Annotated in this window: 15 protein-coding genes and 1 riboswitch; of the genes, 10 read left to right on the forward strand and 5 right to left on the reverse strand. The window is 72.8% G+C overall.

The features are described 5' to 3' along the window. Nucleotides 1-258 precede the first annotated feature (258 nt). Together ACIBA9_RS02180 and ACIBA9_RS02185 are read left to right on the forward strand one after the other, a co-directional pair. Complete coding sequence (locus ACIBA9_RS02180; protein ID WP_399359436.1) at nt 259-2,358, forward strand: GTP-binding protein; 2,100 nt, start codon at nt 259-261, stop codon at nt 2,356-2,358. A 114-nt stretch (nt 2,359-2,472) separates the two neighbouring features. Next, nucleotides 2,473-3,498: an alcohol dehydrogenase gene (locus ACIBA9_RS02185; protein ID WP_399359437.1), complete on the forward strand. Its 1,026-nt coding sequence runs from the start codon at nt 2,473-2,475 to the stop codon at nt 3,496-3,498. Nucleotides 3,499-3,817: 319 nt separating this feature from the next. Here the strand turns inward: ACIBA9_RS02185 and ACIBA9_RS02190 are convergent, their stop codons facing one another. Beyond that, nucleotides 3,818-4,666, reverse strand: coding sequence for a bifunctional 5,10-methylenetetrahydrofolate dehydrogenase/5,10-methenyltetrahydrofolate cyclohydrolase (locus tag ACIBA9_RS02190; protein WP_399359438.1), 849 nt, complete (start codon nt 4,664-4,666; stop codon nt 3,818-3,820). 26 nt (nt 4,667-4,692) lie between these two features. Next, nucleotides 4,693-4,774, reverse strand: a riboswitch (ZMP/ZTP riboswitch). Nucleotides 4,775-4,899: 125 nt separating this feature from the next. After that, entirely contained in the window at nt 4,900-5,265 is a 366-nt protein-coding gene (locus ACIBA9_RS02195) for a nuclear transport factor 2 family protein (protein ID WP_362152386.1), read from the reverse strand. Between the two features lie 170 nt (nt 5,266-5,435). Here ACIBA9_RS02195 and ACIBA9_RS02200 point away from each other — a divergent pair, with 170 nt between their 5' ends. After that, nucleotides 5,436-5,738 (forward strand): hypothetical protein, encoded by a 303-nt coding sequence (locus tag ACIBA9_RS02200; protein ID WP_362152388.1) that lies wholly within the window; start codon nt 5,436-5,438, stop codon nt 5,736-5,738. 175 nt (nt 5,739-5,913) lie between these two features. On the opposite strand, the gene ACIBA9_RS02205 is transcribed toward ACIBA9_RS02200, so the two are convergent. Next, nucleotides 5,914-6,675 carry an acyltransferase domain-containing protein gene (locus tag ACIBA9_RS02205; protein WP_399359439.1) on the reverse strand — a complete coding sequence of 254 codons (762 nt, stop codon included), beginning with the start codon at nt 6,673-6,675 and terminating at the stop codon, nt 5,914-5,916. Between the two features lie 234 nt (nt 6,676-6,909). Between ACIBA9_RS02205 and ACIBA9_RS02210 the strand changes: the two genes are divergently transcribed. From ACIBA9_RS02210 to ACIBA9_RS02230, 5 genes are all read left to right on the forward strand, one after another. Further along, complete coding sequence (locus tag ACIBA9_RS02210) at nt 6,910-7,998, forward strand: S-(hydroxymethyl)mycothiol dehydrogenase (RefSeq protein WP_399359440.1); 1,089 nt, start codon at nt 6,910-6,912, stop codon at nt 7,996-7,998. Next, complete coding sequence (locus ACIBA9_RS02215; RefSeq protein WP_393901247.1) at nt 7,998-8,627, forward strand: MBL fold metallo-hydrolase; 630 nt, start codon at nt 7,998-8,000, stop codon at nt 8,625-8,627. Before ACIBA9_RS02210 ends, ACIBA9_RS02215 begins: the two co-directional genes overlap by 1 nt. A gap of 153 nt (nt 8,628-8,780) precedes the next feature. Continuing rightward, nucleotides 8,781-9,572 (forward strand): SDR family NAD(P)-dependent oxidoreductase, encoded by a 792-nt coding sequence (locus tag ACIBA9_RS02220; protein WP_399359441.1) that lies wholly within the window; start codon nt 8,781-8,783, stop codon nt 9,570-9,572. Nucleotides 9,573-9,740: 168 nt separating this feature from the next. After that, entirely contained in the window at nt 9,741-10,436 is a 696-nt protein-coding gene (locus tag ACIBA9_RS02225) for a L,D-transpeptidase family protein (RefSeq protein ID WP_399359442.1), read from the forward strand. Nucleotides 10,437-10,677: 241 nt separating this feature from the next. Continuing rightward, nucleotides 10,678-10,839, forward strand: coding sequence for a hypothetical protein (locus ACIBA9_RS02230; protein WP_362152864.1), 162 nt, complete (start codon nt 10,678-10,680; stop codon nt 10,837-10,839). A gap of 178 nt (nt 10,840-11,017) precedes the next feature. Here ACIBA9_RS02230 and ACIBA9_RS02235 read toward each other — a convergent pair whose 3' ends face one another. Beyond that, a complete protein-coding gene (locus ACIBA9_RS02235; RefSeq protein WP_399359443.1) occupies nt 11,018-12,403 on the reverse strand; it encodes a S1 family peptidase in 1,386 nt (461 codons plus the stop codon). Between the two features lie 198 nt (nt 12,404-12,601). Next, nucleotides 12,602-13,432: an SAM-dependent methyltransferase gene (locus ACIBA9_RS02240; protein WP_399359444.1), complete on the reverse strand. Its 831-nt coding sequence runs from the start codon at nt 13,430-13,432 to the stop codon at nt 12,602-12,604. Between the two features lie 208 nt (nt 13,433-13,640). On the opposite strand from ACIBA9_RS02240, the gene ACIBA9_RS02245 reads away from it, so the two are divergent. Together ACIBA9_RS02245 and ACIBA9_RS02250 are read left to right on the forward strand one after the other, a co-directional pair. Beyond that, nucleotides 13,641-14,819 carry a MalY/PatB family protein gene (locus ACIBA9_RS02245; RefSeq protein ID WP_399359445.1) on the forward strand — a complete coding sequence of 393 codons (1,179 nt, stop codon included), beginning with the start codon at nt 13,641-13,643 and terminating at the stop codon, nt 14,817-14,819. An 81-nt stretch (nt 14,820-14,900) separates the two neighbouring features. After that, nucleotides 14,901-15,287: a PPOX class F420-dependent oxidoreductase gene (locus ACIBA9_RS02250; protein WP_362152411.1), complete on the forward strand. Its 387-nt coding sequence runs from the start codon at nt 14,901-14,903 to the stop codon at nt 15,285-15,287. The last annotated feature ends 4 nt before the right edge of the window (nt 15,288-15,291 follow it).

Raw genomic sequence — 15,291 nt, forward strand, 5'->3', positions numbered from 1 at the left:
CGCTCCTCTCACGACGCCCGCGGGGCCCGAAGCCGGCAGGCGGCCGTGTCGGCGGGGATGACGTCACTCTAGGTCCGCCCCCGCGCCCCGGCGAACGCTGCGGACCCGGATGGTTGAGCGTTAATCCGTTGCCGTCGGGGGAGCCGTCCTGCTGCACTGCTCAGGACCGGATGCCACCAGAAGGAGAACGTCGGATGCGAACCGCGTGCATGTCCGCCCAGGAAGGAACCCACCCCGTGCCGAAGGACATCACGCTCAGTGCATCTGCTCAACCTCGGAATCCTCGCCCATGTCGACGCCGGTAAGACCAGCCTGACCGAACGGCTGCTGCACACGGCCGGAGTGATCGAAGAGCTCGGCAGCGTCGACGCCGGCAGCACCACCACGGACACGCTGGCGCTGGAACGGCGCCGCGGCATCACCATCAAGTCCGCCGTCGTGTCGTTCCCCCTCGACGGCGTCACCGTCAACCTGATCGACACCCCCGGCCACCCGGACTTCATCGCCGAGGTCGAGCGGGTGCTCGGCGTCCTCGACGGCGCGATTCTGGTCGTCTCGGCCGTGGAAGGCGTCCAGGCGCAGACACGGGTCCTGATGCGGACCCTGCGCCGGCTGCGCATCCCCACCCTGGTCTTCGTCAACAAGATCGACCGGCGCGGCGCCCTCGGTGACGCCCTGCTGCGCCGGATGGCGCGCGCACTGGCCGTGCCGCTCGTCCCGATGGGGCGGCCCGCCGCGCTCGGCACCCGCGCCGCCCGCTTTCTGCCCGGCCTCGGCCCACAGGCCCTGGACACCCTCGCCGACCAGGACGACGAGCTGCTCGCCGCCTACCTCGACGGCGGTGTCCCGCACGACCGGCTGCACACCGCCCTCGCCGCCCGGACCCGGCAGGGGTCCGTGCACCCGGTGTACTTCGGCTCCGCCGTCACCGGCGCGGGCCTGCCCGAGCTGACCGAAGGCATCGAGCGGCTGCTGCCCACCGCCGACGGCGACCCGGACGGCCCGCTGTCGGCCACCGTCTTCAAGATCGAGCGCGGCCCCGCGGGGGAGAAGGTGGCCTACGCGCGCCTCTTCTCCGGCACCCTGCGCATCCGCGACCGCGTCCCCTTCGGGACCGGCCCCGCGGAGCACCCGACGGGCGACGGCCGCACCGCGCGCCGCGCACCCGAGGACGGGCCCGAGGAGCGCCGGACCACCGACGGCCGCGCACCGGAGCCGGTGGGCGGGCATCGACCGGTGGGCGGCCACCGAGAGGAAGGCCGGGTCACCGCGCTCACGGTCTTCGACCGGGTCCTGGACGAGCGGCGGGAGAGCGCCGGGCCGGGGCGGATCGTGAAGGTGTGGGGACTCGGCGGCATCCGGGTCGGGGACGCCCTGGGGCTCCCGGCGACCCCGCGCGGACACCACTTCGCGCCGCCCACCCTGGAGACCGTCGTCGTCCCCGGCCCCGGCACCGACGGGCGCTCGCTGCACCTCGCGCTCGGCCGGCTCGCCGAACAGGACCCGCTCATCGACGTCCGCCACGACGAACGGCGCCGGGAGACCTCCGTCTCGCTCTACGGCGAGGTGCAGAAGGAGGTCATCCAGGCGACCCTCGCCGACGAGTACGGCCTGGACGTCACCTTCCGCGAGACGACGACCCTGTGCGTCGAGCGGCCGGCCGGCACCGGACACGCCGTCGAGTTCAACAAGAAGGACGCCAACCCCTTCCTCGCCACCGTCGGCCTGCGCGTCGACCCGGCACCGGCCGGCTCGGGCGTGGGCTTCCGGCTGGAGGTGGAGCTGGGCTCCATGCCGTACGCCTTCTTCAAGGCGGTCGAGGACACCGTGCGCGAGACGCTCGGCCAGGGGCTGTACGGCTGGCGGGTCACCGACTGCACGGTGACCATGACCCACGCCGGCTACTCCCCGCGGCAGAGTCACGCCCATCAGAGGTTCGACAAGAGCATGTCGAGCACCGGCCACGACTTCCGGGGCCTGACCCCGCTGGTCCTGGTCGAGGCACTGCGCCGGGCCGGCAGCCTGGTGCACGAGCCGCTGCACCGGTTCCGGCTTCAGGCGCCGGCGGACACGCTCGGCGCGCTGCTGCCGGTGCTGGCCCGGCTGGGCGCCGTACCCGAGACCACCGCGACGCACGCCGCCCACGGTGTGCTGGAGGGCATCGTGCCGGCCGCCCGTGTACACGAGTTGGGGCAACGGCTGCCGGGGCTGACCCGGGGCGAGGGCGAGCTGGAGACGGCCTTCGACCACTACGCGCCGATCACCCGCGGCACGCCTCCACGACGGGCGCGCACCGACCACAACCCGCTGAACCGCAAGGAGTACCTGCTGAACGTCACGCGCAGGGCAGGTGACTGACCTCCAAGCCGAAAAGCCAGGTCACCGCCGCGGGACGACGTTCAGCGCGCGCGATCGACCGGGAGCTGGTCTGCTGGTGCGGGGGACCGTCCTACCCGTTCTCCGGAGAGACAGATGACCAGTTATCGAGTCGCGCAGGTGACGAGCGCGGGCGGCGCCTTCGAGCTGACCGAGCGGGAGGTGCCGCGACCGGGACCCCGCCATGTCCGGGTCGCCGTGGAGGCGTGCGGCATCTGCCACAGCGACTCCCTCTTCGTGAACGACATGCTCCCGGGCGTCACGTTCCCGGTGGTCCCCGGACACGAGATCGCCGGCCGCGTCGAGGAGCTGGGCGAGGACACGCGGGACTGGGGGTACCAGGTCGGCGACCGGGTCGCGGTCGGCTGGTTCGGCGGCAGCTGCGGCCACTGCACCCCGTGCCGCCAAGGCGACTTCATCGTGTGCGTCAACCTCCAGGTCCCCGGCTGGACCTACGACGGTGGCTTCGCCGGCAAGGTGATCGCCCCCGTCGACGCCCTCGCCCGGATTCCCGACGCCCTGTCGGCGAGCGATGCGGGACCCATCGCCTGCGCGGGCGTGACCACCTTCAACGGGCTGCGGCGCAGCTCCGGCCGGCCGGGAGACCTGGTCGCGGTACTGGGCCTCGGCGGCCTCGGCCACCTCGGTGTGCGGTACGCGGTCGCGATGGGCTTCGAGACCGTCGCGATCGCCAGGGGCCAGGAGAAGGCCGACTTCGCCAAGCAACTCGGCGCCCACCACTACGTCGACAGCACCTCGGCGTCCACCTCCGTCGCCGAGGCGCTCCAGTCCCTGGGCGGTGCCGATGTCATCCTCGCCACCGCGGGAAACTCCGAGGCGATCACGGCCACCGTCGACGGCCTGGCGCCCCGCGGGGAACTGGTGGTCATCGGCGCGGACACGGCACCGCTCGGCATCAACCCGGCCCAGCTGCTGCTGGCCGGCCGGGCCGTCCGCGGCCACCCGTCCGGCACCTCGCAGGACGTGGAGGACACCATGGCGTTCAGCGCCCTGCACAACATCCGTCCGATGACCGAGAACGTGCCGTTGGAGGACGCGGGCGAGGCGTACCAGAAGATGCTCGACGGCCGCGCCCGCTTCCGGATGGTGCTCACCCCCTGAGCCCGCCCGCCGCCCGCCCGGGCGGCGGAAACCCCCGCCGTGGCGCCGTCCCCGACCGGCCCCCCGTACGACTGCCGCGGTTCCGCCGCGCGTTCGGCGGCTCGCCGCCACGACCCCCCGGGGCCGTCAGCAAAGTCGGCCCCGAGTACCGACCGGAAGGCCGGTGCCGTGATGTCGTAGGTCGCCTGGACGCTGAGCCACCGGAGCCGTTCCCCCGGGGCCCTGTCCGGGGCCCCTCCGCCGGAGCCGGACCGCTCCGCAGGAGGGGGTAGGCCATGCGGCGCCTCCGCTCCGGTCGGCCTGGTCCGAAAGGAAGGCCCTAGGCTCCGAGCTGCCGGGCGGCGGCGTCGGCCGTCTGGTCCAGCAGTGTGGCGATCGTCATCGGGCCCACGCCGCCGGGCACCGGGGTGATCAGTGAGGCGCGCTCCACGGCCGAGTCGAAGTCGACGTCGCCGACGTTGCCCGGGCTGTAGCCCGCGTCGATCACGACCGCGCCGGGCTTGACGTCCTGTCCGCGGATCAACCGCGGCCGGCCGACCGCGGCGACCAGGATGTCGGCCTCGCGGACCGCCGCCGACAGATCCCGGGTGCGCGAGTGGCAGTACGTCACGGTCGCGTCCCGGGCCAGGAGCAGCATGCCCACCGGCTTGCCGAGGATCGCGCTGCGGCCCACCACCACGGCCCGCTTCCCGGCCGGGTCGACGCCGTACTCGTCGAGCAGCCGCAGGATGCCGCCGGGCGTGCACGAGACGAAGCCCGGCAGACCGAAGCTCATCGTGGCGAACGAGGCGAAGGTGACGCCGTCGACGTCCTTCTCCGGCGCGATCGCCTCGAACGCGGCCCGCTCGTCGACGTGGTCGCCCACCGGGTGCTGGAGCAGAATGCCGTGCACCCCCGGGTCGTCCGACAACTCCCGCAGCGTGCGGACGAGTTCGGCGGTGGTCGTGGTCGCGGGCAGCGCCACGTGACGCGACTTTATGCCCGCCTGGCGGCAGCGGTTCCGCTTCATGCGGACGTAGGTGACGGAAGCGGGGTCCTCGCCGACCAGCACGGTCGCCAGACAGGGCGCGGTGCCGGTACGAGCGGTGAGGTCGGCGGCCTTCTTCGCGGTGTCCTCGACGATACGGCGGGCGAGGGCGGTGCCGTCCATGAGACGGGCCTGGGTCATGCTGCACACTCCTGGGCTGGATCGACTCTCCTCGCCCAGGCGCGCGGCAACCACCACGGACCGCTCCCCGGTGGTTTCTCCACCTCAGCGCCAGTCACGACCCGCGTACAGCGTAACCGAGGGTGTGCCCGGCGGGTCCCGGTGCCGCCCGGGCCGAGCAGGTCCCGGTCGGCCCAGGCGCCGACCGGGACCCTCGCGATCTTCCTCGAACCGGCTGTCCTGCCCGGGAGTTGCTAGGTGTCCCAGGCCTGCACCATCAGCTGCTCGGTGATCTTGCCGTCCCGCAGGACGACCATCGACTCGGCGAGTACGCGGGTGCCGTCCGCGTACTCGCAGGTCTCGCTGAAGGCGGCGCGGTCGCCCTGCATCACGCACTGCTCCAGCTTGTGCGTCATGTCGCGGCTGTAGATGTCGTCCAGCAACTCGGCGATCTTGCCCCGGCCGTGCAGGACGGTGGGGTGGCTGGGCTCGTGGTCGCGGTCGACGATACGGATCTCCGCGTCGTCGGCGTAGAGCGACAGAAGAGTGTTTCCGGTGTTCCCCTCTATGCCCCGGCGCAGTGTCTCCGCGTCGAAGACGGAGCCTGTAGCGGTGCCCATGGTGACCTCCTTCAGGCGCCTGCGGCCCGAGGAGGAACGGGCCGCTCGGCCCACCTTCGAGCGTCCTCCGGCTCCGCGGCCCCGGCAAGCGCAGCCGCCGTACTCCGCCTCACGGGTGAGCGCGCCGCGCCGCCCGTGTCCGGCGGGGGCCCGCCGCCGTTGCTGAAGGCATGATCTCAACACGACGCATCGCCGCCGCCGTCGGTCTGGCCGCGGGTCTCGCCGGTCTCGCCGTACCGTCGGCGCACGCGGCCGCGGGCGGCACCCCGCTCGTCGGGAAGCTCGGCGCGATGGCCACGCTGGACTCGCTCGCCGCCAGTGACCTTCCGGCGCCGGACCGGGACCGGGTGCCCCGGGTCTCCGAACAGCTGAAGTCCCTGGACCACCTCCAGGAGCTGAACCAGCTGAACCAGGTGGAGCAGGTCCTCGCCCCCGCCGCGCCCCTGCTCGGCCTGGCGTCCGCCATCCACTGATCCCGCCCCGGGCACGCGGGCCGTCCCGACCGGGACGGCCCTTCGCGTTCCCGCCACGCCGCACGGCTGCGGCACGCGCGAGCGCGACCGCGGCCGGGGCAACCGCCCTACCGGTGACCCCGGCCGTCGTGGCCGGTCCGGCGTGGGCGGCCCCGCCGCCGTGACATCACCCCCCTCACCCCCCGCCCGTCCGCTCCCGCAGCGCCCGCCAGTCCCGGACCAGGGCGAAGGCCGCGCCCGGTGCCTCGGGCAGGCAGCCGGGAAGCATGCGTGTGAGCGGATCCCCCGGTCCCAGTTCCAGCCAGGTGCGCACACCGTCCCGGTGCAGCCGGCCGGCCGCCTCGGCGAAACGAACCGGCGCGGAGGACACCCAGAACGCCGGCTCGGCGGTCTCGGCGCCCACCGGGCGCGCCGTGAGGTCGGACAGCAGCGGCAGGCGCGGGGCCCGCGGGTGGAGGGTGGCCAGCGTACGGCCGTAGGCGTCGAGGATCCCGGCCGGCCCGGGGGAGTGCGCCGCCGCTCCGGGACGGCCGGCCAGCAGCCGGGCCAGGGTGCCGACCGCGTGGCAGGCGTCCGCCAGCCGGAAGACGCCCGCGGCGTACGCGGCCGCCATCCGCCCGGCCCCCTGGCCGAACACCACGTCCGGCCGGATGCCCCAGCCGTCCAGCAGCCGGTACTGCGCCACCTGGAGCGCGAAGAGCGCCGGGCCGGCGAACGAGGCCCGCTCCAGCAGTGCCGACGTGGGGGTGCCGACCGCCGCGAACAGCACGCGTGACAGCGGTAGTTCCAGATACGGATCGAGGCGGGCGCAGATCTCGTCCACATGGTCGGCGAACACCGGGAAGGCGTTGCAGAGTTCGCCCGCCGATCCGGGCCATGGCGAGACGCCTGCCGAGAACAGGCATGCGGTACGTCCCTTGCGGCCGTCAGAAGGCATGTCTCCATTAGGCCTGCCCCGACGCGAGGCACACACCAGGCGAACTCCCGCACCCCGCAAAAACATTGCCATCATCGAATGGCATTATTCGGTCAAATTCTCACCCGATCGCCGCGCTCGCGCGCGGACGCCCGCCGACGCGGAAAGATCCCCATCACCCTCGTGGTCCGTCCCCGTCACCGATCCCTCGCGCGTAGGGTCGAGCGGGTAGCAATCGATGAAAGGGGCCAGGCCATGGCGCAGGAAGTACGCGGCGTGATCGCACCGGGGAAGGACGAACCCGTACGGGTCGAGACGATCGTGGTGCCCGACCCCGGGCCCGGCGAAGCCGTCGTGCAAGTCCAGGCCTGCGGTGTCTGTCACACCGACCTGCACTACAAGCAGGGCGGGATCTCCGACGACTTCCCCTTCCTCCTCGGTCACGAGGCCGCCGGTGTCGTGGAGTCGGTCGGCGAGGGCGTCACCGACGTGGCACCCGGCGACTTCGTCGTGCTCAACTGGCGTGCCGTGTGCGGGAAGTGCCGGGCCTGTCGGCGCGGCCGCCCCTGGTACTGCTTCGACACCCACAACGCCCGGCAGAAGATGACCCTCGCCGCCACCGGGCAGGAACTCTCCCCGGCGCTCGGCATCGGCGCGTTCGCCGAGAAGACGCTGGTGGCCGCGGGCCAGTGCACCAAGGTCGACCCGGCCGTCTCCCCGGCGGTCGCCGGACTGCTGGGCTGCGGGGTGATGGCCGGTCTCGGGGCCGCGCTCAACACCGGGGGCGTCGGCCGGGGCGACACCGTCGCCGTCATCGGATGCGGCGGTGTCGGTGACGCGGCCGTCGCCGGGGCGAACCTGGCGGGCGCCGTCAGGATCATCGCCGTGGACATCGACGACCGCAAGCTGGACAAGGCCCGCACGCTGGGCGCCACCCACACCGTCAACTCCCGCCAGAGCGACCCGGTCGAGGCGATCCGCGAGCTGACGGGCGGCTTCGGCGCCGACGTCGTCATCGAGGCCGTCGGCCGGCCCGAGACCTACCGGCAGGCCTTCTACGCCCGCGACCTCGCCGGCACGGTCGTCCTGGTAGGGGTGCCCACCCCCGAGATGAAGATCGAACTGCCGCTGCTGGACGTCTTCGGCCGCGGTGGCGCCCTGAAGTCCTCCTGGTACGGCGACTGCCTGCCCAGCCGTGACTTCCCCGTGCTGATCGACCTGCATCTGCAGGGCAGGCTGCCGCTCGACGCGTTCGTCACCGAGACCATCCAGCTCGACCAGGTGGAGCAGGCGTTCGAGCGGATGCACCAGGGCGACGTGCTGCGTTCGGTGGTGGTGCTGTGATGACCACGCGCATCGAACGACTCGTCACCTCCGGCCAGTTCACCCTCGACGGCGGCACCTGGGACGTCGACAACAACGTGTGGATCGTCGGCGACGAACGCGAGGTGATCGTCATCGACGCCGCGCACGACGCCGACGCCATCGCCGAGGCCGTGGCCGGCCGCCGGCTCATCGCCATCGTGTGCACCCACGCCCACAACGACCACATCGACGCCGCCCCCGCCCTCGCCGACCGCACCGGCGCCCTCATCTGGCTGCACCCCGACGACCTGCCCCTGTGGAAGCAGACCCACCCGGACCGCGACCCCGACCGGTACCTCCTCGACGGGCAGGTCATCGAGGCCGCCGGCGCCGACCTGACCGTCCTGCACACCCCGGGACACGCCCCCGGCGCCGTCTGCCTCCACGACCCTGGTCTCGGCACCGTCTTCACCGGCGACACCCTCTTCCAGGGCGGCCCCGGCGCGACCGGGCGGTCCTACTCGCACTTCCCGACGATCATCGACTCCATCCGCGACCGTCTGCTCACCCTCCCGCCGCACACCAAGGTCCTCACCGGCCACGGGGACCCCACCACCATCGGCGCCGAAGCACCCCACCTGGAGGAATGGATCCGGCGGGGCCACTGACACACACGCCCGGGGCGGGTCCGCCGAGGCCGCGCCCGCCAGCCGTACGGGTCCGCCGCCCACTCCGGCCGGCGGACGGCACGGGACACCGGTGGGCCGCCCGGTGTCCCGGTTCCGGGGAAAGGGCGGCCCGCACGGCCGTACCGTCGGGCCATGACCGATCACACCCGCTTCGCGGGACACGGAGTTCTCGTCACCGGCGCCGCCCGCGGCATCGGCGCCGCCGTCGCCGGGCGGCTCGCCGAGGAGGGCGGCCGGGTCCTGGTCACCGACCGGGACCTGCCGGAGGCCGAGCGAACCGCCGCCGCACTGCGCCGCCGCGGCCTGGACGCCGAGGCGTTCGCGTGCGACGTGACCGACCGGGCCGGTGTCGAGGCGGCCGTCGCCCGCGCGGTGACCGCCTTCGGCTCGCTCGACGTGCTGGTCAACAGCGCCGCCCACTGCACCCCGGACACCCCGCTCTTCGAGGACGACCCCGACGAGGCGTGGGCACTCGACCTCGACGTCACCCTCACCGGCGCCTACCGCTGCTGCCGCGCCGCACTCCCGCACCTGGCCGCCTCCGGGCGCGGTGCCGTCGTGAGCATCGGCTCGGTCAACGGCCGGCAGGACTTCGGCAACCACGCCTACAGCGCGGCCAAGGCCGGCCTCGGCTCCCTCACCCGCACCCTCGCCGGACATGCCGCGGCCCGGGGCGTCCGGGTGAACCTCGTGGCACCGGGCACGGTCCGCACCTCGGCGTGGGAGGGGCGCGAGGACGACCTCGGTGCCGTGCGCGAGCTGTATCCCCTCGGCCGGGTCGGCGAGCCCGAGGACATCGCCGCCGCCGTGGCCTTCCTCGCCTCCCGTGACGCCGCCTGGATCACCGGTACCACGCTCGTGGTCGACGGCGGCCTCACCGCGGTGCACACCGGGTTCCGCGAAGCCCTGCGCCACCCCGGCTGACCGCCGGCCCCCGGCGCGGGTGATGAAGTTCACCGTTTCGTCACAGGGTGACCGAAAAGGCAACCATGACGCCCAGGGATGGGTCTAGTAGTCCGGAACCGCGGGAACCGCCCAGGAAAACACCCGGGAGAGGTCCTGGGTAAAAGGGATGAAGGGGACGAGTCCACGATGGGGGACATACGTAGACGAGGTGTAGTGGCGTTGGGCGTCACGGGGTTGGTCGCGCCGCTCGCGCTCGCCCTCACCGCGGCACCGGCCCAGGCCGCGAGCTGCACCACGCAGGCAGGGCCGTACCAGAAGCAGGTGGAGAAGTTCCTGGGCCGGCCCGTCGACGGCAAGCAGTCCGCCGCCGACTGCAAGGCCATCCAGGCCTTCCAGACCAAGCACGGCATCACACCGAACATCGGCTACGCCGGGTCCGTCACCTGGGGTGTGATGGACCTCATGACCAAGCAGAAGGCCGTCGGGAACAAGCCGAACAAGGACGGCAAGTGCCCGGTGAACAAGGGCCGCATCGCCTGCGTCAACCTCACGCTCCAGCTCAGCTGGATCCAGGACGGCGGCAAGCTCGTCTACGGCCCGGTGCCGGTGCGTACCGGCCGCGACGGGTTCGAGACCCGCACCGGCCTGAAGAAGATCTACTGGCGGGACATCGACCACGTCTCGAACCTCTACCACGTGCCGATGCCCTACAGCCAGTTCTTCAACGGCGGGCAGGCCTTCCACTCGGTGGGCCTGAGCATGTGGAATCCGCCGGGCTCGCACGGCTGCGTCAACATGACGACCACGGTCGCCAAGAAGTACTGGTCGCTGCTGAAGAACGGCGACGACGTCTTCGTCTACGGCCGTAAGCCGGGCACCTGATCCCGTACACCGGGCGCCTGGGCCCGCACGCCGCCGCCGCGCCCCGCCGAGCCGACTCCCCGTGAGGACGCCCGGCGGGGCGCGCTGCTGTGTCCTTGCTCACCACGCCCGCGCGGACGTCCGGGACCGAACTCCGCGTAGGGACCGGCTCATTGACGTGATGAGTAACACGGTCCGAAATGTCCGTATCGCACGTGCTTACTCACGGCGCCTTCACGTCGATCGGCATATGCTTCACAGCATGTCCACCACTGTTGAAGCCGTCTCCGAGCGATCGGCCGCGGAGGTCAACGAGGAGATCCGGGCCCTGTGGCGCCGGTCGGGCGGGACACTGACGACCGAGCAGCGCGAGGAGTACCAGCGCCTCGTGCTGGAGTGGGCCGCAGCGGCCCCGCAGTCGTAGCCGCACCGAGCGGCCCGACCCACCGGTGCACACCGCACCTACCGTCCCGGGCACCCGTCAGCGGACGGGTGCCTTTCTCGTAGGACCTCGGCAGCCGACCACACGCCGCCGAAAAATCACCGGGCGAACCCGGCCGTACCCGGCCGCGCCCGCCCCACATCGCCGATCGACCCGGCTGTCAGCCCCACATCGCCGAGTAGTGCCGCTGATACGCCTTGCGGTCCTGCTCCGACCGGATGTAGCGGGTCGCCACCAGGGCGATCAGACTGCCCGCGACGACCAGCAGACCCGGACCGACGTTCCGGGTGTCCGTCAGCCGCGCCAGCAGGGTGCCGGCCCCCTCCGTACCGCCGACCGGCGCCGGGGAGCCCGGCGAGGCCACGCTGGGAGCCGCCGCGCCCTTCGCCCCGGATCCCGAGGAAGCGGGGGAGGACGGCGCGCCCTGGGATCCGCCCGCGTTCTGCGCCGATCCGATCAACCGGACCCCGAGGGCCGACATCGCCTTGGTCACCGGCTGGAAGAACGTCGTCCCGCCCGTCGTGCAGTCCCCGTTGCCGCCCGAGGTGACGCCCAGGGCGATGCTCTCGGAGAACAGCGGGCCGCCGCTGTCGCCCGGCTCGGCGCACACCGTGGTCTCGATGAGCCCGCTGACCGACCCCTCCGGATAGTTGACGGTCGCGTTCAGCGCGGTGACCTGCCCGTCGTGCAGACCGCTGGTGCTGCCGCTGCGGAACACCCGCTGGCCCACCACGGGATCGGCGGCCCCGGTGATGCGCACACCCTTGCCGCCGCCGATCGCGACGACGTCGGCACCCGCACCGGCCTTGCCGGAGGCGTACCGGACGAGGGAGAAGTCGTTGCCGGGAAAAGTGCTGTTGACGGTCTTGCCGAGCTGCTGGTCGCCCTGGTCGCCGTCGAACCAGGTGGATCCGGCGGGACCGCAGTGACCGGCGGTGAGGATGAAGTCGCTGCGTCCGTCGGTGACGTTGAACCCCGCCGAACAGCGGCCACCGGTCGACAGGATCGGCTGGGCACCGTTCAGCCGTGCCGTGAAGCTGCCCTTCGTGCGCTCCATGTGCACGAAAGAACCGATCCTCGAGGCCACTTGGCTCAACCGGGACCAGTCGGCCGCCGTGACCGTGCTGTCCGCCCGGACCACGACACGGTTGGTGCGGTAGTCCACCGCCCACGCCGTGCCGGCCACCCGGGGCGCCGAACGCAGCGTGCCCGTGGCCGACTTCAGCTCGTTCATGCTGTGGGAGACGAGCTTCGCCTCGGCCCCCGCCCGCCGCACCGCCCCGGCCGCCGCCGCGTCGGTCACCGCCACGACCGGCCGCCCGTCGGCGCCGATCCAGCTGCCCGCCGTCCGCGCGGTGCCGAGCCGCGCCACCAGCGCACCCCCGGCGTCCACGCCGCCACCGGCCGAGCGCAGCGTCGTGGCGGCGGCCGGAGGTGTCTCGCTCGCCATGGCCGCCTGGGTGACCATGGCGCCTCCCAGCAGGAGTCCGCCGACCGCCGCCAGCCGTGTCACTCGCCGGACGACCCGTCGTCGTACGTGCCGCATGCATGGCTCCCGAAGCCGAACCCGGATGCGCGATGCCGAGGATCGGTATCGCCGGGCCCCCGGGTGGTCGAGGGCCCGCCTCTCCATACGGCCGCGACCCGGGCGGCGTTCACCCGGCGCGCCGATCTCCTCGGCGGCGCCCCCAGGGCCGAACGCGGCGGGCGCCGCACCCGTCCGGCCCAGGGAGCCGCGTGGTGCTCAGTTCTTGCGGGCCACCCCGGCGAACATGGCGACCTCCTCCGGCTCACCGCCGTGGGCATGGTCCGGGCGCCAGCGGGAGCAGGACACCACGCCCGGCTCCAGCAGCTCCAGGCCGTCGAAGAACCGGGCGACGTCCTCGGGGGTGCGCTGGGTCAGCTTCGGCGTTCCGTGCTCGTTCCAGAATTTCACCGCCTCGTCCACGTCCGGCATGGACGGACTGGTGACGGTGTGCGACAGCACCAGATGGCTGCCCGAGGGCAACCGGTCCACCAACCGCCGCACCAGACCGTACGGGTCCTCCTCGTCCCCGATGAAGATGACCACGCCGAGCAGGATCAGCGCCACCGGCTTGGTGAGGTCCAGCGTCTTCGCCGCGTGTTCGTAGATCGCGTCGACGTTGCGCAGGTCCTCGTCCAGATAGTCGGTACGGCCCTCGGGCGTGCTCGTCAGCAGGGCCCGCGCGTGCGCGAGGACGAGCGGGTCGTTGTCGACGTACACGATCCGCGACTCCGGGGCCACCCGCTGGGCGACCTCGTGCGTGTTGTCCGCCGTCGGCAGACCGGTGCCGACGTCCAGGAACTGCCGGATGCCCACCTCGCCGACCAGATGCCGCACGGCACGGCCGAGGAAGAGCCGGTCGGCGCGCGCGTACTCGCCGATGCCCGGGTGCAGCTCGCGGATCCGGTCGCCGGCCGCGCGGTCGACCTCGTAGTTGTCCTTGCCGCCGAGCCAGTAGTTCCAGATCCGCGCGGTATGCGGCTGGCCGGTGTTGATGCGGGCGCGCAACGACGCGGCCACGTCGTTGGTGGCTGCCGGATTGTCGGTCACGTGGGTCAGCTCCTACAGGCCTGGGGTCGGGTCGGGTCGGGTCGGTGCGGCGACGCGAGGTTCAAGACGCAATCTAGACGCCCGAGTTGATCTCCGCCGCCCGTCCGCGGATTTCCGGGGGACGGCCCCGGGACCGTCCCGCACACGCCGCGCGCCCCCGGCCGTGTCCCTGTTCCCGCTCGCACCACGGGCGCCTATCTTGAGCCCCATGACCGGCATCCCGCACCACACCCCGGGCGAACCCGACCCGCTGCGCGCCCTCGACCTGGCCCGGCTGCGACGTCGTACGAGCATGAAGTGGCGCACCTACCCCGAGGACGTGCTGCCGCTGTGGGTCGCCGAGATGGACGTCCCGCTCGCCGAACCCATCGTCCGCGCACTCACCGACGCGCTGAGCCTCGGTGACACCGGGTACCCCGCCGGCACCGCCTACGCCGAGGCGCTCGCCGCCTTCGCCGCCGAACGCTGGCACTGGGACGGGCTCGCGGTCCAGCGCACCGCGATCGTTCCGGACGTGATGCTCGGCGCGGTCGAGCTGCTCAAACTGGTGACCGACCCCGGTGACCCGGTCATCGTCAACTCGCCGGTGTATCCGCCGTTCTACCAGTTCATCAGCCATATGGGCCGACGGGTCGTCGAGGACCCGCTCGGCACCGGTCTGCGCATCGACCCGACCACCCTGGAAGCGACCTTCCAGGCGGCGACGGCGGGCGGTGGGCGCGCCGCCTATCTGCTGTGCAGCCCGCACAACCCCACCGGCACCGTACACAGCGCCACCGAACTGGCGGCCGTCGCCGACCTCGCCGAACGGTACGGGGTCAGGGTCGTCGCGGACGAGATCCACGCCCCGCTCGTCGCCCCCGGCGCCACCTTCGTGCCGTATCTGAGCGTGCCCGGCGCCGAACGCGGCCTGTCCCTGATGTCGGCCAGCAAGGGATGGAACCTGGCCGGGCTCAAGGCCGCCCTCGCCCTCGCCGGGTCCGGCGCGGCCGCCGACCTGCGGCGACTGCCCGAGGAGGTCGGCCACGGCCCCAGCCACCTCGGCGTCATCGCGCACACCGCCGCCCTGCGCCACGCCACCGGCTGGCTCGACGCCCTGCTGGCCGGACTCCAGGCCAATCGGCGGCTGCTGGCCGACCTTCTCGCCGAGCAGCTGCCGGCCGTGCGTCCACACCCCGCCGAGGCGACCTTCCTGGCCTGGCTCGACTGCCGCGCGCTCGGCCTCGGCGACGACCCCGCCCAGGTCTTCCTCGACCGCGGTCGGGTCGCCCTCAGCGCGGGGCCGCCCTTCGGTACCGGCGGCGCGGGGCACGCCCGTCTGAACCTCGCGACGACCCCCGAGATCCTCACCGAGGGCGTACGCCGTATGGCGGCCGCACTGTCCTGAACCCTGCCCGCCGGGCCGCCGGCACCCCGGCCACCGTCCGACGCCTGCTCGCGGTGCCGGCGGCCTCCTAGACTGCCGGACATGGACCACACACGGCTGGACCGGCTCGGCTCCGGCAAGTACCTGCTGATGACCAGTTACCGCAAGAACGGCACCCCCGTCGCCACCCCGGTGTGGGTGGTCCGCGACGGTGACACCCTCGGCGTCTGGACGGCCGCCGACAGCTTCAAGGTCAAGCGCGTCCGGCGCCGCCCCGACGTCCTCGCCGGCCCCTGCGACCTGCGCGGCAACCCCACCGGAGACCAGCTTCCGGCCACCGCCGAGATCGCCGACGCGGCCACCACGGCCCGCTACCGCGACCTGATCGCCCGCAAGTACGGCCTCGTCGGCCGCCTCACCCTGCTCGGCAGCCGGCTGCGGCGCGGACTGGACGGCACGGTGGGCATCCGGGTGACCCTCGCGGACTGAGGGC

Source organism: Streptomyces sp. NPDC051452, assembly GCF_044454765.1.
In the GTDB taxonomy this organism is placed as follows: domain Bacteria; phylum Actinomycetota; class Actinomycetes; order Streptomycetales; family Streptomycetaceae; genus Streptomyces.

Bases quoted from the DNA above. Each gene is read 5' to 3' on its own strand.
- ACIBA9_RS02185 (WP_399359437.1), top strand. From the start codon at position 2,473: ATGACCAGTTATCGAGTCGCGCAGGTGACGAGCGCGGGCGGCGCCTTC.
- ACIBA9_RS02225 (WP_399359442.1), top strand. From the start codon at position 9,741: ATGGGGGACATACGTAGACGAGGTGTAGTGGCGTTGGGCGTCACGGGG.
- ACIBA9_RS02250 (WP_362152411.1), top strand. From the start codon at position 14,901: ATGGACCACACACGGCTGGACCGGCTCGGCTCCGGCAAGTACCTGCTG.
- ACIBA9_RS02190 (WP_399359438.1), bottom strand. From the start codon at position 4,666: ATGACCCAGGCCCGTCTCATGGACGGCACCGCCCTCGCCCGCCGTATC.
- ACIBA9_RS02210 (WP_399359440.1), top strand. From the start codon at position 6,910: ATGGCGCAGGAAGTACGCGGCGTGATCGCACCGGGGAAGGACGAACCC.
- ACIBA9_RS02245 (WP_399359445.1), top strand. From the start codon at position 13,641: ATGACCGGCATCCCGCACCACACCCCGGGCGAACCCGACCCGCTGCGC.
- ACIBA9_RS02215 (WP_393901247.1), top strand. From the start codon at position 7,998: ATGACCACGCGCATCGAACGACTCGTCACCTCCGGCCAGTTCACCCTC.
- ACIBA9_RS02195 (WP_362152386.1), bottom strand. From the start codon at position 5,265: ATGGGCACCGCTACAGGCTCCGTCTTCGACGCGGAGACACTGCGCCGG.
- ACIBA9_RS02200 (WP_362152388.1), top strand. From the start codon at position 5,436: ATGATCTCAACACGACGCATCGCCGCCGCCGTCGGTCTGGCCGCGGGT.
- ACIBA9_RS02235 (WP_399359443.1), bottom strand. From the start codon at position 12,403: ATGCGGCACGTACGACGACGGGTCGTCCGGCGAGTGACACGGCTGGCG.
- ACIBA9_RS02220 (WP_399359441.1), top strand. From the start codon at position 8,781: ATGACCGATCACACCCGCTTCGCGGGACACGGAGTTCTCGTCACCGGC.
- ACIBA9_RS02205 (WP_399359439.1), bottom strand. From the start codon at position 6,675: ATGCCTTCTGACGGCCGCAAGGGACGTACCGCATGCCTGTTCTCGGCA.
- ACIBA9_RS02230 (WP_362152864.1), top strand. From the start codon at position 10,678: ATGTCCACCACTGTTGAAGCCGTCTCCGAGCGATCGGCCGCGGAGGTC.